A 13,167-nucleotide genomic window follows, 5' to 3' on the forward strand; every position below is an offset into this window, starting at 1 on the left:
CGCCATTCATATCTGGGCGGCATCAGCCCCCTCGCATTCGAGGCCAAGGTGGCATAGTGAGATAGGTGACCGGCACAAATCCGTTACAAGTCCAATTGGGCCGTGTTGCATAGATAGAGCGTGGACAGGATCAGCCCCATCCCCACGCTATCGGCCAATCCTGCCATCAGCCAGAAGAACAGCCCCGCGCCCAACACCCCGAACAGAGCCGGCGCCAGTCGCGGGCCGAAATAATCATAATCACGCGGCATGGCCTCTGCCGAGATCGATTTGACCCCGGCCATGGCGCGCTGATCCACGCGGGCATTGCCGCCATGGATTGCGCCCCCCGCCGCCATCCCGCCAAGGCAGGCAAGGAGTTTAGACCGCAATGCCGATCGTCGCGGTGCCGGTGTAACCTGCGCTGATGCTGCCGCTCAGCGAGGGCGTCATCTGGGCGATCTGGGCCGATGTGTTGTCGCCAAACACATTGTCCGACGCGATTGAGATATTCGAATAGTTCGAGATACTGGCGCTATAGCGCGAATCGCTGTTGAACACGGTCGAATTGGTGGCCGCCGGCATCGCCAATTGCGAAATCAGCGATGAAGTCCGCCCGGTGCTGGCCGAGGTCAGGCCGCCGGTGAAGACTTCGAAATGGATATGGGGCCAGCGCCCCGAATAGCACGCCGGGTAAATGGTGGTGAAGGTCACCTCGCCATTCGCATCGGTCACCTGCACCCCGCGCAGATAGCTCTCGGTCGTCACCCCGCTGGAATAGAGCGAATAGAGCCCCGCCGCATCGCAATGCCAGATATAGATCGCCGCGCCCGAAATCGCCGCGCAGGCATTGTTCACATTGACCAGCTTGAGCGTGATGGTCAGCAACACGCCCGAAGCCGTGGTGGTCGATGAAATAAAGCTGGAGCGAATGTCGCTGCGCACCACGCCGCTGGCGGTCAGGACGTTCGAGGTCGAACCGCTCGATGTGTTGGTGCCATCGGCCGGATAGGGGCCGTTGGTTTCGGTCGGATCGGCAATACAGCTGGTCGAGGATGACGAACTGCTGCTGCTCGAAGACGACGACGAAGAAGATGACGAGGAGGACGAAGATGAACTGCTGCTCGACGAAGTGGAAGTTCCAGAGGTCGAACTGGTGCCCGAACCCGATTCGCCGCCACAGGCGCCCACAAGGCCAACCGTTCCCGCCGACAAAAGGAAGCCCAGCGCGCGCCGCCTTTCGATCAACCGTTCCCCGATAATGTGCAAATCATGGGCAAGACCCAGATCATGTTCTTCCTGATCTTCATGCATGGCGCTCTCCAATGGCTCTGGCGCCGCCGCCAAAACCGGCCGCGCCCCGACCATCAGATCGACCAGCGAATTTTCAGGAGAATTTCACCAGAATTGCAACAATTCGATCAGCCGCGTGTCACATGCGGCACAAAGACATAGCCTTCATTGCGCACCGTACGGATCAGTTCGGACACGCCGCTGCTGCCCGCATCGGTCATTTTCCGGCGCAGGCGCGAGAGTTGCACGTCGATGGCACGGTCGAAATGATCAGCATCGCCCCCGCGCGACCATTCCAGCAATTGATCGCGCGTCACCACCCGGCGCGGATGCTGGGCAAAGGCCAGAAGCAGGCGGAACTCGCCCTCGGTCAAGGTGATCATCCGGCCATCGGGATCGAACAGCAAGCGCATGTCCAGATCCATCCGCCAGCCCTCGAAGAACAGGCAGTTGGACGAAGACCCCCCTGTTTTCAAAGCAGGTTCCGATTGGATGGGCGTAACGTCAGGTTCCGCCGCCACCTCGCCCGATTGCATGGCCATGGCCTGATCCAGCACTGCCTGCGCGGCGGCCTTGCGCCGCAACACGGCCCGGATGCGCGCCAGCAATTCACGCGGATTACAAGGCTTGGCCAGATAATCGTCGGCGCCCATTTCAAGGCCCACCACGCGGTCTATGTCGGTTCCTACTGCGCTCAGCATGATCACCGGCGGCGCGTTCGGCCCCAGGCTGCGCAATGCGCTCAACCCGTCTTCCTTGGGCATCATCACGTCCAGCACGATCAGATCGAAAGCACCGTTTTCCAAAATCTTGCGCATTTCTATGGGGTTGGCGGCGGTGGCCGTCAGATACCCATGTTTGCCCAGGAATTCGGACACAACCGTTCTGATGCCTTTGTCATCATCTACGATCAGGATTTTTGTCGCCATATCCATGGCGGTCTGTGTGGCTTGCATTGGGCGGCATTTCCACAAATTTCTGGCCACATGATTTCAGAAATTTTGCGCGATGGGCCCCGCGCCGCGCCGATGGTGAAATCTGGCCGAAATTACCGCGCAATCATCGTCGCTCAATTTCCAGTCATGCCCAATGCATCGCCCCTTTCCCTGTTCAACCGTTATGGTCTGATGGCCGCGTTCCTTGCAACGCTTGCCACCGGGTCCGCATCGGCACAGGTGATCGAAATCGATGCGCAAGGCATAAGCCATACAAGAACGGCGAGCGGCTTGGTCGAATGGGTGTCATCCGCCCCCACAGATGCCCCCATCGACATCACCGCCCTTCCGTCCGCCGCCCTGACTCCGCGTGAAAGCATCATCGCCCCCCCTGCTTTCACAAGGTCCCTAGTCAGGGCGGCGGCATTGGCCGGCATCAGCCCGTCTTTGCTCGAAGCCGTCATATGGCAGGAAAGCCGTTGGCGCCCCGACGCAATTTCTCCCAAAGGCGCGATGGGTCTTGGGCAATTGATGCCCGGCACCGCGCGCAATCTGGGCGTGGACCCGCGTGATCCAGAAGCCAATCTGATCGGCGCGGCGCGCTATTTGCGCGGCCAGATTGATCGGTTCGACGGCAATCTGGAACTGGCTCTGGCGGCCTATAACGCCGGGCCGGGCCGCGTGGCGCAGGCCCGCGCCATCCCCAATATTTCCGAAACCCGCAATTATGTGGCCGCCATCACGGCTCGGCTCAATGTCGCGGGCGCCGCAGACCGGCGCCTGGCGGGTACTTCGCTCAACCGCTGATTATTCGGAGCCGCGATCATGCGCGATGCACGCTATTTTTCCCTGTTGCCGCTGGTCATTCTGCCGATGCGCGCCCATGCGCAAGCTGCTGGCGGCCCGGCTGGTTCCGGCCCCATCGTCTCGGCGCTGAGCTGGCTTCAGGCCACGCTGCTGGGTCAGGTCGCGACCGCTGTTGCCGTGATCGCGGTGGCGATGGTGGGTTTCATGATGCTGACCGGGCGGATGAACTGGCGCTTTGGCGCGACGGTCATCATCGGCTGCTTCATCCTGTTTGGCGCCAGCGCGATCGTCGGCGGCATTCAGGCCACCGCCGGCATGGCGCAGTAAGCCGTCATGAGCGCGCTGCACCAGACGCCCGTGTTTCGCGCCCTGACCCGGCCCCAGATGTTTGCGGGCGTAACCTTCAGCTTTTTCATCATCAACATGGCCGTGACGACCGAAGCTTTCCTCATCACGCGCAGCTTTCTGGCGCTGCCGGTGGCCTTGGTGGTGCATGGCGCGGGCTATCTGGCCTCCTTGCGCGAACCGCGCATCTTCGACCTCTGGCTGACCCGCGTCAGCCGCTGTCCCCGTGTGCGCAACTGGTCGCGCTGGGGCTGTAACAGCTATGCGCCCTGATATGACCGGACGCTGGAAAGGTCCCGCGGCGTGGAGCCGCAATGAAGCGCGCGCGGGCGACCGCCTGCCCTATGACGCGCATGTGTCCGACACGGTTCTGGCGCTGCGCGATGGCGCGGTGATGAGTGTGATCCGCATCGCGGGCCTGCCCTTTGAAACCGAGGAAGCCGATCAGCTCAACCATATGCTGGCCGTGCGCGAAACCATGTTGCGCAGCGTGCTGGACGCACGTTTCGTGGTCTATCACCATGTCGTGCGCCGCCGGGTGGCGCTTTCGCTTCAGGCCGAGTTTCCCGAACCCTTTTCCGCCGCACTCGATGCGGCGCGGCAAAAACGGCTCGCCGACACGCCGCTGTTCATCAACGAACAATTCCTGACGCTGGTCCGTCGCCCCGCACGGGGCAAGGCGGGCCTGCTCGAACGTTTCTCTCGCCGCATGGCAAGCGAGCGTGGCCCCGACCCTCGAACCATCCGCGAGTTGGAAGGGGCCACTGCCGCGCTTTTGGCCGCGCTCGAACCCTATGGCGCGCGGGTGATGGGCAAGGTCGAAGGGCAATCGCAGCCACTAGAATTGCTCAGCGCGATCTATAATGGCGAATGGCGACCGGTCATGTCGCCTGCCGATGGCATCGATCTGGGGCACCACATTCCTTATGCCCGCGTATCCTTTGGCCTCGACACGGTCGAAACGCGGCGGGCGGGCGGGCGCGATTTTTCCGCGATCCTCAGTCTGAAAGAATATCCCGACACGACCCGGGCAGGCATGCTCGACAATCTGCTGCGCCTGCCCCACGAAATGGTGTTGAGCGAAAGTTTCGCCCCCGCCGACCGCCAAGGCGCGCGTGAAAGGATCGATCTGGCGGTGCGGCGTCTGAAATCCGCCGATGCCGAAGCCATGGCCGAGCGTGCCCAGATGATGGCCGCACGCGACGCGCTTGGCGCCGGACAGGCCGGGTTCGGCGACCATCACCTGACCGTTCTTGTGCGTGAAGACAGCCTCTTTGCCCTTGAACGTGCCAGCGCTTCGGTGGCCAGCGCCATGGCCGATATCGGCATCATTGCCGTGCGTGAGGATACCAATTTGGAACCGGCCTTCTGGGCGCAGTTTCCGGGCAATGAAACCTATGTGGTGCGCCGTGCGCTGATTTCGACGGCCAATGCGGCCGGGTTCCTCTCGCTGCACGGATTTCCCCTTGGCCGCGCACGGGGCAACCATTGGGGCGACGCCGTCACCGCCTTTGAAACGACCAGCGCGACGCCCTATTTCTTCAATTTCCATCAGGGCGATCTGGGCAATTTCACCATCATCGGCCCGTCGGGTTCGGGCAAGACGGTCGTGCTCAATTACCTGACCGCGCAGGCCCAGAAATTTACCCCCCGCACGATCCTGTTCGACAAGGACCGGGGCGCGGAAATCTTTTTGCGGGCATGCGGCGCGCATTACACCCGCCTGATTCCGGGACAGCCCACCGGCTTCAACCCGCTCGCCCTGCCCGACAGCGCATGCTCGCGGGCCTTTCTTCGCCAGTTTCTCACCCGCCTTCTGGCCGCCACAGATGCGGGTGAAGAGACCGTGATCGCAGAGGCTGTTGACGCCCTCTACGATTACGAGGCCCGGTTCCGGCGCCTGCGCCACCTGCGCGACTTGCTCGCCGGTGGCCGGCGTCCGGAGCCGGGCGACCTGCCCTCGCGGCTTGCGCCATGGATTTTGGACGGGCCGAATGCGTGGCTGTTCGACAATGACGAAGACCGCTTTGACCTGACATCGCGCATGATCGGTTGCGACATGACCGCGATCCTTGAAGATCCCGCGCTGCGCACGCCTGCTCTGCTCTATCTGTTCCACCGGATCGATGAAGGGCTGGACGGTTCGCCCACGATGATCCTGATCGACGAAGGGTGGAAGGCGCTGGATGATGAAATCTTTGCCGCCCGCATCCGCGACTGGCTCAAAACGCTGCGCAAACGCAATGCAATGGTGGGCTTTGCCACGCAAAGCGCCCGCGACGCATTGGACAGCCGGATCGCCAGCGCGATTGTCGAACAGACCGCGACGATGATCTTCACCCCCAATTCCCGCGCGCGGGCCGAGGATTATTGCGACGGCTTTGGCCTGACCCATCACGAACTGGCGCTGATCCGGGCCTTGCCCGCCAACAGCCGGTGTTTCCTTGTACGCCATGCGAACGATTCGATGGTGGTCCGGCTCGATCTTTCCGCCATGCCCGAAATGCTGACCGTCCTTTCGGGCCGGGAAGCCAGCGTGCGCCGCCTCGACATGCTGCGCGCCAGTGTGGGGGATGATCCGGCGCGCTGGCTGCCGCTGCTGACGGGCGCGGCGTGGGATGGTTTTGCCGATGCCACAGAGGCAGCGGAATGACCTGTGCCCCCCTTGGCGCGCCTCTTGCATCTGGCGGCGTATCCTCGATTGCCGATGCTCTGCGCAGCGTTGATTGCATGGCGGGGCACGCGACCGCCTCCGCCTTTGCCCGTATCTTTGGCAGCGAGGGCGTGCTCACCACCTCGCTCACCATTGCGCTGACGCTTTATGTCGCGCTTTTTGCCATCGGCCTGCTGACCGGGCGGGTTACGCTGGGGTTGTCGACGCTGACGCCGCGCATGATGGCGCTGGGCCTTGCGCTGACCTTTGCCACCAGCTGGATCGCCTATAGTCAGGTGGTCTGGACGCTGCTGTCCACCGGGCCGGACTGGATCGCCTCCTCGGTGCTGGGCATCAAGGGTTCGGCATCGCAGGTCTTTGCGCAAAGGCTCGACACGCTGTTTCAGGCCGTCGCCGATGCGGCGCAACCAGCCCAGCCCGCGACCGAAGAAGCCAAACGCGCCACCACCACGCCCGCGGAATTGCTGTCCTATGCCGCGCTGCTGCTGCTGCTGGGCACGGTGGGCGTGCTGGTGACCAGCCGGATCGCACTGGCGGCGATTCTGGCCGTCGGGCCGATTTTCCTCATCTTTTCGCTGTTTTCCGCCACACGCGGCCTGTTCGAAGGCTGGGTCAAGGCGGCGGTGATGTTCGCGCTGGTGCCTTTGTTCACCGTCATGCTGGGGGTCGGATCGGTGGCGATGCTGACCCCGGTGGTGTCGGAATTGAGCGGCGGCGCGGTCGATATGACACAGGCCGCCACGGTCTTTGTTGCCGCCTGCATCCATTGCGCGCTGATGGCCATGGTGCTGAAAATGACCTCGGCGCTTACTTCGGGCTGGCGCCTGCCCATTGGTGTGGCGCCCGCGACCGCCCCGGCCCAGACCAGCTATGCCGCGCCCGCCACCGTCCCCTATGCGGCCCCGGCCCCGCCAACCATCGTCCCGATGATCCAATCCCGCCCCATCGAACGCGACGAACGCCTACGCAGCGTGATCGCCGCCGTCAACGCGCCACATCAGGACATCATGCCCGAAACCTCCGCCCGCATTCTGACCATGCCCGGCGTATCGCCCATGATGTTTCCATCATCAGGCGTCATCCCCGCCACATCGCCGCGCGCCCGCGACATTGGCCGGGGGATGAGCGCGCCCGCCTCTGCTTCCTCGCTCAAGGACACGTTGGCATGATCGGCGCGCTGTTCCTGATGGCCGCCGCGCCGGTTCCCGCGATGATCGGCACCGACCCGCGCGTGTCGATCCGCGATTACGCCGAAAATCAGGTCATCACCTTTGCCGCGCGGCCCAATTATCAATCCACCATCCAATTCGGCGATGAAGAAAGGATCGAGAATATCGCCGTGGGCGAAAGCGGCGCCTGGCAAATCACGCCTAACCGCCGCGCCAATCTGCTTTTCGTCAAACCCACCTCGGCCAAGGCGCCCGTCACCAACATGACCGTGGTGACCGACCGCCACACCTACTTGTTCGAATTGCGCAGCAGCACGGGGGCAAGGCCGCTTTACCTGCTGCGCTTTGCCTATGCGCCCGATCCTGTCGCCACCCCGCCCATTCCCAAGGCGCAAGAGGCAAGCCTGATCACCACGGTGCAGACCACGCCGCTTCCCGACCGGCTCAGCCATCTCAATTTCGCATGGACGGTCAAGGGCGCAAAGACCCTGATGCCCGAACGGATCTTTGACGATGGCCATTCGGTCTATCTCAGTTGGGCGCCGGGGCGGTCTCTGCCCGCCATTCTGGCCCCGGCCCCCGATGGCAAGACCGAGGCCCCGGTCAATTACAGCAGCGATGGCGATTATCTGGTGGTCGATGGTTTCCACAAACGGCTGATCCTGCGCGCAGGCCGGGACATGGTGGCGCTGGAAACCACACGCCCCTCGCCCGCCGATGCGGCCGATCAGGCGCGGGCGAAGTAAGCCGCCATGGATAAAGACCCCCGCCTCACCCTGTCGCCCGACACGCTCGAAGACGCGAGCCGCAACGCCTTTCCCATTGTCGCAGGGGATGCGCGGCGGCGGGATCGCGCCGGGCTGATGCTGGGCGGGGGCATTGCGCTGGCGCTGGGCGCGCTGACCTTTATCAGCATGTCCGGCCATGGCGACAAATCGCCCGCCCCGGTGGTGGCGCCGACCGCTCCGGCCCCGCTGGCCCCCATGCCCAATCTGCCGCCGCAAGCGGAGACGGTGGTTCCGCCCCCGCCCGCCGACCATGCTGCGCCCGCCCCGGCGACGGCCTCCATGCCGGTGATGGCCCAGCCTACCCCGCAAATGGGCACGTCGCCCGTGATGGTCTATGACACATCCGCGGCCATGAACGGCCATGCCGATGGCGCGACAAAGGCCATTGCCATTGCCCCCGGCGCCCCGGCCAACACCGCCGGATTGAACGAAAACGAAGCCTTTGGCTCACGCATGGGCGGAACGGGCGTTGAAACCGCCAGCGCCCACAGGATGGCCGACACGACCAACACCGTAACACAGGGCACGCTGATTTCCGCCATTCTGGAAACCGCCATCGACAGCGACCTGCCCGGCTATGTCCGCGCCGTGGTCAGCCAGGATGTGCGCTCCTTCGACGGCAAGCGCGTCCTGGTCCCGCGCTCATCCCGCCTGATCGGTCAGTATAAAAGCGGCCTCTCCGCCGGGCAGACCCGCGCCTATGTCATGTGGACGCGGTTGATCCGGCCCGATGGGGTGTCGGTGGCGCTGGCTTCGCCTGCGGTCGAATATTCGGGCCGTTCGGGCCTGTCGGGCGAGGTCGACAGCCATTTCTTCAAACGTTTTGGCGCGGCAACGCTGCTCTCGGTCATCGGCGGCCTTGGCGCGGTGATCAGCAGCGGCACCTCGGTCGTCATCAGCGGTTCGACCTCCAGCGCCGCCTCCGCCGCCGTCCAGCGCGATGGCCAGATCCCCCCCACGATCCGCGTGGCGCAAGGCCAGCCCATCCGCATTTTCACCGCCCGCGACCTCGATTTTTCCAGCGTGGCGCCATGAGCGTCGCGCCGGCCTCGCCCACGGATGTCTATCTCGGCGCTTATCTGGCGCCCTTTGCGCCCTTTCTGGCGCGGGCGGATGTGTCGGAAATTCTGGTCAACCGGCCCGGCGAGGTCTGGATCGAAGTGGCCGGCGCGCCGCGCATGGAACGGATCACCGTGGCGGAGGTGGACGACCGCCTGCTCAAAAGGCTGGCCGAACAGATTGCGCGCATCACATCGCAAGGCATCAATCGCCAGCAACCGCTGATGGCGGCCAATCTGCCCGATGGCGCGCGGGTCCAGATCGTCGCCCCGCCCGCCACGCGCGGCCATTGGGCCATGTCGATCCGCCGACACCGGATAGTCGATGTGCCGCTGTCCGCATGGGCGCCGACGGGCGCTCTTGGCATGGCGCGGGATGCGCCCGCCACCGACCGCGACGCCGATCCTTTGGGATGGCTGGTCGAACAGGTGCGGATGCGGCGCACGATCCTGATCGCGGGCGGCACGTCCAGCGGCAAGACCACCTTCCTCAACGCCCTGCTGCGCGAGGTTGATCCGTCCGAACGCATCATTCTGGTCGAGGATACGCCAGAGGTGCGCCTGTCCGCGCCCAACGCACTGGGCCTTGTCGCGGTGCGCGGTGATATGGGCGAGGCGCGCATCACCACCGACGACCTGCTGCACGCCAGCCTGCGTCTGCGCCCGGACCGCATTGTCCTCGGCGAATTGCGCGGGCGCGAGGCCATTACCTTTCTTCGGGCCATTAACACCGGCCACCCCGGATCGTTCTCCACCATACATGCCAACAGCTGCTCTGGCGCGCTTGACCAACTGTCCCTGATGGTCAGTCAGGCGGGCCTTGGCCTTTCACGCGAGGATATTCTGGCCTATGCAAGGTCGGTCATCGATGTGGTCGTCCAGCTCGGACGCCGAAACGGATCGCGCAGCATCCTCGATATTCGTGAAAGCGCCCAATTGCCCGGACGATAGACGCGAACAGGAATCGCTATTTCCTGCCAGATATGGCACTTCGGCGGCTATGTCCGCTTCCTATTTCCGTCGTAAGCTGGCGCTTCCTCTGGGGGTGCAAATGTTGGGACTGCTGGTGGGCGTCCTGATCGTGGCGCAATTTGCCACGCTGGCGCTGACCGTGCTGATCCCGCCCGCATCGCCCAAGCGCTGGGATATCGAAGAAGTCGCCCGGATGTTGCTGGGCAAGGCCGACAGCGAGAACCTGGAATTTCGCAGCATGAAAGGTCCGCCCGACATCAGCGGTTCGGGCTGGCTGGTCTCGGAAACCTCGCGCGAGGCTTTGGCGCGGCGGCTGGGGCAAAGGGTCGATCATGTGGTTCTGGCCTTTTACACCCAATTGCCGGTGGGCGGCGTGACGGTTCCGGCCGATGGTTCGCGCGGGCCGATGGCCATGGCCGACCCGCTGGAAAATGCCAGCCTGACCTCGGCCCTCATCGGCACGGCTCATGCGCAGGGAATGCGCGGCGGTCCGATGGGCGGTCCGGGCAATGGGTTTCCCGGTGGAGGATTTCCCGGCGGGGGCTTTCCGGGCGGCGGTTTTCCCGGTGGCGGTGTTCCTGGCGGTGGCGTTCCGGGCGGTGGCATCCCCGGGGGTGGCCATCCCGGTGGCGGTGCGCCGGGCGGCGGCGTTACGGGTGGCGGCATTCCGGGCGGCCATGCTCCGGGAGGGCAAATGCCCGGCGGGATACAGAATGGCGCCCCAGCAGGCGCAGGCGGCGCGCCCGCAGGCGGCGTGTCGCGCCCAGCAATTTCAACCATCACCAACACAACCAATTCGACCACCAGCCAGCAGGTCCAGACCGGCGGCCCCACCCGCGTGACCGGCCCGTCGATTGCGGGCCAAGGCCCCGTTGGCCCCGGCGCAACCGGTCCCGGCATGGCGGGCATGGGCCCTGCGGCGATGGGCGGCGCTGGCATGCCCCCGCCGATGGCCGCCCCAATCCATACCGAGCAATATTCGGTCATGGCCGCCCCGACGCCCACGCTGCGCAATAATGGATCGGCATCAGAGTTGGCGCCAATGGCCAGCATTGCGCCCCCGGCGCGGCCGGTGATGGGCGCGCGCGATGATCTTTCCACCGGCGAAATGGTGACAACGCCCCGCGTCGCGGCCACATCGCCCGCCCCCATCGGCATTCCGCAACCCATCCCCTTCCGCGAGGCGCGCGGCGCACTATCCTTCACGACCCCGCCCTTTATCGAGGGCGATTTCGTCGCCGCCCTGCGTCAGAGCGATGGAAGCTGGATTGCCGTGGCCCCGCGCGCCGAACCTTTCCCCAACCGCTGGCAAAAGCGGGTGATGATCTGGTTCCTGCTCTCGCTGCTGGTCACGGTGCCTTTGGCGTTGATGTTTGCGCGGCGCATCGTCAAACCGCTGGAAGGCTTTGTCCGCGCCGCCGAGGTTCTGGGCCGTGATCCGGCGGCCGATGTTGTGCCGCTGTCCGGCCCGGCCGAAGTGGGCCGCGCCGCCCGCGCCTTTAACCAGATGCGCGACCGATTGCGCGCCTTTGTCGATGACCGCACCGCGATGGTCGGCGCAATCAGCCATGATCTGCGCACACCTTTGACGCGCCTGCGTTTCAGGCTGGAGGATGTGCCCGACGATCAACGCGATGCCTTGCTGGCCGAGGTGGATGAAATGGAGATGATGATCAGTCAGGTCATCTCCTTTATTCGTGACGCATCGACGCCCGGCGCGCGACAAAGGATCGATCTGGCCGAATTGGTCCGTGATGCGGTGGAGGATGCCCGCGTCATGGGCGACCGCGTTCGTCTGGATGTCGTCACCCCGATCCGGGTAGAGGTCGATCCGCTGGGCATCCGGCGGTTGCTGGGCAATCTGCTTGAAAATGCGCTGAAATATGGCCACCAGGCCCGTGTGCGTGTCTTGGTGAATGAGCAGGGGGCCGTGGCCGAAATCATCGACAATGGGCCGGGCATCGCCTTGGAGGACCGCGAGCGGGCCTTTGAACCCTTTTTCCGTTGCGAACAGGCCATCGAATCCGACAAGCCCGGCAGCGGCCTTGGGCTTGCCGTATGCCGTTCGATTGCCCGCGCGCATGGTGGCGATGTGCTGCTGGAACAGCGCGAGGAAGGCTTTGTCGCCAAGCTGGTGCTGCCCACGCTTTATGATGAAATCTTGCCCAAGGCCGCATGATGCGAAGATTGATATTAGCCGCCGTAATGGCGCTTTCCTGTAACGCCGCACAGGCGCAGACGGTTGAAGCCCCCGAACCGACAGCCCAGCCCGAAAGGCTGGAAATCCCCGCCGCTCCTCCGCCCAAGGCGATCTGGGTGGCCAGCGCAACGGGCGGCATCGTCGATCGCGATACGACAACCAGCAGCCCCTACGGCTCGCTGGCCGTCACGCGGTACAAGGGGGCGACGTATCTGCGCGCGGCCTACACTTTGTTTGGCGGCACGTTGCAACAGGCCGATGCGGCCATCCCGTCGACCTATCACATCGGATCAATCGGCGCGGGCGGCAACTGGCACGGCTGGGTGGCGGACGCTTATGCCAGCTATGGCCGACAGGTCTATGGCGCAATTCAGGGTTTGGGCGGCACACGTCAGAGCGGCATTACCTCTGGGTCGGGCTATTTCGCCGCAGGGCTGCGCGTGGGGCGGGTGTTTCAGCCATCGTCGCGTTGGTACATCACGCCGACCATTGCGGGCCAATATGTCTATACTCGTTCGCTGCACCAGCGTTTCGATTTCACCAGTCAGGCCTTATCGGATTTCGAACTGGGCGAAAGGGCGCTGACGGGAATCGCCTCCCTGCGCGTGGACCGCGCGTTGGGGCGCCGGGGACAGCATTATCTGGGCGTCGCCTATTCGCATTATGTCACCGACAATGGCATGACGACGTGGCGCCTTTCCCCGCCGCCCAGCGCGACGGGCCCGGAACCCGTGCGCACGCCCGACGGGTTTGAGGAAATCGCCATGTCGGGCATCTGGCAACTGGCACCCCGGCTATGGCTGGACACACAGGTCACGCGCACCGCACGCGCCGTGGCGGGCAACAGCACGACCGGATCGATCGGTTTGCGCGTCCGCTTCTGATCGGGCACTGGGTATCTGGTTGGGGAACGTCATTGGGATCAGGTAGGATGGGCCGTCGCCTAC

The 13,167-nt window shown here is 64.3% G+C and carries 13 protein-coding genes; 10 read left to right on the forward strand and 3 right to left on the reverse strand.

The genetic code is table 11. The features are described from left to right. Positions 1-83: 83 nt before the first annotated feature. The 3 genes from ACZ9HU_RS20095 to ACZ9HU_RS20105 are packed head-to-tail and all read right to left on the reverse strand — an operon-like array spanning position 84 to position 2,207. Positions 84-338, reverse strand: coding sequence for a hypothetical protein (locus tag ACZ9HU_RS20095; protein WP_476107634.1), 255 nt, complete (start codon positions 336-338; stop codon positions 84-86). 22 nt (positions 339-360) lie between these two features. Continuing rightward, on the reverse strand, positions 361-1,347 hold the full coding sequence (locus ACZ9HU_RS20100; protein WP_476107635.1) for a dioxygenase family protein: 987 nt from the start codon (positions 1,345-1,347) through the stop codon (positions 361-363). Between the two features lie 53 nt (positions 1,348-1,400). Then, on the reverse strand, positions 1,401-2,207 hold the full coding sequence (locus ACZ9HU_RS20105; RefSeq protein WP_476107636.1) for a response regulator: 807 nt from the start codon (positions 2,205-2,207) through the stop codon (positions 1,401-1,403). A 51-nt stretch (positions 2,208-2,258) separates the two neighbouring features. Here ACZ9HU_RS20105 and ACZ9HU_RS20110 point away from each other — a divergent pair, with 51 nt between their 5' ends. From ACZ9HU_RS20110 to ACZ9HU_RS20155, 10 genes are read left to right on the forward strand one after another with little or no spacing between them, the layout of a single operon-like run. Next, on the forward strand, positions 2,259-3,014 hold the full coding sequence (locus tag ACZ9HU_RS20110) for a lytic transglycosylase domain-containing protein (RefSeq protein WP_476107637.1): 756 nt from the start codon (positions 2,259-2,261) through the stop codon (positions 3,012-3,014). Between the two features lie 18 nt (positions 3,015-3,032). Next, on the forward strand, positions 3,033-3,341 hold the full coding sequence (locus ACZ9HU_RS20115) for a TrbC/VirB2 family protein (RefSeq protein WP_476107638.1): 309 nt from the start codon (positions 3,033-3,035) through the stop codon (positions 3,339-3,341). Positions 3,342-3,347: 6 nt separating this feature from the next. Beyond that, positions 3,348-3,632: a VirB3 family type IV secretion system protein gene (locus ACZ9HU_RS20120; RefSeq protein ID WP_476107639.1), complete on the forward strand. Its 285-nt coding sequence runs from the start codon at positions 3,348-3,350 to the stop codon at positions 3,630-3,632. A 1-nt stretch (position 3,633) separates the two neighbouring features. Continuing rightward, on the forward strand, positions 3,634-6,012 hold the full coding sequence (locus ACZ9HU_RS20125) for a VirB4 family type IV secretion/conjugal transfer ATPase (protein ID WP_476107707.1): 2,379 nt from the start codon (positions 3,634-3,636) through the stop codon (positions 6,010-6,012). After that, on the forward strand, positions 6,009-7,202 hold the full coding sequence (locus ACZ9HU_RS20130; protein WP_476107641.1) for a TrbL/VirB6 family protein: 1,194 nt from the start codon (positions 6,009-6,011) through the stop codon (positions 7,200-7,202). Before ACZ9HU_RS20125 ends, ACZ9HU_RS20130 begins: the two co-directional genes overlap by 4 nt. Beyond that, complete coding sequence (locus ACZ9HU_RS20135) at positions 7,199-7,948, forward strand: TrbG/VirB9 family P-type conjugative transfer protein (RefSeq protein WP_476107643.1); 750 nt, start codon at positions 7,199-7,201, stop codon at positions 7,946-7,948. The genes ACZ9HU_RS20130 and ACZ9HU_RS20135 overlap by 4 nt, the downstream gene beginning before the upstream one ends. A 6-nt stretch (positions 7,949-7,954) precedes the next feature. Beyond that, positions 7,955-9,025 (forward strand): TrbI/VirB10 family protein, encoded by a 1,071-nt coding sequence (locus ACZ9HU_RS20140; protein WP_476107644.1) that lies wholly within the window; start codon positions 7,955-7,957, stop codon positions 9,023-9,025. Next, positions 9,022-9,999, forward strand: a complete 978-nt coding sequence (gene virB11 / locus ACZ9HU_RS20145; protein WP_476107647.1) for a P-type DNA transfer ATPase VirB11 — start codon at positions 9,022-9,024, stop codon at positions 9,997-9,999. The genes ACZ9HU_RS20140 and virB11 overlap by 4 nt, the downstream gene beginning before the upstream one ends. A 49-nt stretch (positions 10,000-10,048) precedes the next feature. Beyond that, complete coding sequence (locus tag ACZ9HU_RS20150; RefSeq protein ID WP_476107648.1) at positions 10,049-12,199, forward strand: ATP-binding protein; 2,151 nt, start codon at positions 10,049-10,051, stop codon at positions 12,197-12,199. Then, entirely contained in the window at positions 12,196-13,104 is a 909-nt protein-coding gene (locus tag ACZ9HU_RS20155; protein WP_476107649.1) for an autotransporter outer membrane beta-barrel domain-containing protein, read from the forward strand. Before ACZ9HU_RS20150 ends, ACZ9HU_RS20155 begins: the two co-directional genes overlap by 4 nt. Positions 13,105-13,167: the final 63 nt, after the last annotated feature.

This window comes from Novosphingobium sp. Sphag1I, assembly GCF_056279125.1.

Bases quoted from the DNA above. Each gene is read 5' to 3' on its own strand.
- ACZ9HU_RS20140 (WP_476107644.1), top strand. From the start codon at position 7,955: ATGGATAAAGACCCCCGCCTCACCCTGTCGCCCGACACGCTCGAAGAC.
- ACZ9HU_RS20110 (WP_476107637.1), top strand. From the start codon at position 2,259: ATGATTTCAGAAATTTTGCGCGATGGGCCCCGCGCCGCGCCGATGGTG.
- ACZ9HU_RS20100 (WP_476107635.1), bottom strand. From the start codon at position 1,347: ATGGTCGGGGCGCGGCCGGTTTTGGCGGCGGCGCCAGAGCCATTGGAG.
- ACZ9HU_RS20120 (WP_476107639.1), top strand. From the start codon at position 3,348: ATGAGCGCGCTGCACCAGACGCCCGTGTTTCGCGCCCTGACCCGGCCC.
- ACZ9HU_RS20150 (WP_476107648.1), top strand. From the start codon at position 10,049: ATGTCCGCTTCCTATTTCCGTCGTAAGCTGGCGCTTCCTCTGGGGGTG.
- ACZ9HU_RS20130 (WP_476107641.1), top strand. From the start codon at position 6,009: ATGACCTGTGCCCCCCTTGGCGCGCCTCTTGCATCTGGCGGCGTATCC.
- ACZ9HU_RS20105 (WP_476107636.1), bottom strand. From the start codon at position 2,207: ATGGATATGGCGACAAAAATCCTGATCGTAGATGATGACAAAGGCATC.
- ACZ9HU_RS20115 (WP_476107638.1), top strand. From the start codon at position 3,033: ATGCGCGATGCACGCTATTTTTCCCTGTTGCCGCTGGTCATTCTGCCG.
- ACZ9HU_RS20135 (WP_476107643.1), top strand. From the start codon at position 7,199: ATGATCGGCGCGCTGTTCCTGATGGCCGCCGCGCCGGTTCCCGCGATG.
- virB11 (WP_476107647.1), top strand. From the start codon at position 9,022: ATGAGCGTCGCGCCGGCCTCGCCCACGGATGTCTATCTCGGCGCTTAT.
- ACZ9HU_RS20155 (WP_476107649.1), top strand. From the start codon at position 12,196: ATGATGCGAAGATTGATATTAGCCGCCGTAATGGCGCTTTCCTGTAAC.
- ACZ9HU_RS20095 (WP_476107634.1), bottom strand. From the start codon at position 338: ATGGCGGCGGGGGGCGCAATCCATGGCGGCAATGCCCGCGTGGATCAG.
- ACZ9HU_RS20125 (WP_476107707.1), top strand. From the start codon at position 3,634: ATGACCGGACGCTGGAAAGGTCCCGCGGCGTGGAGCCGCAATGAAGCG.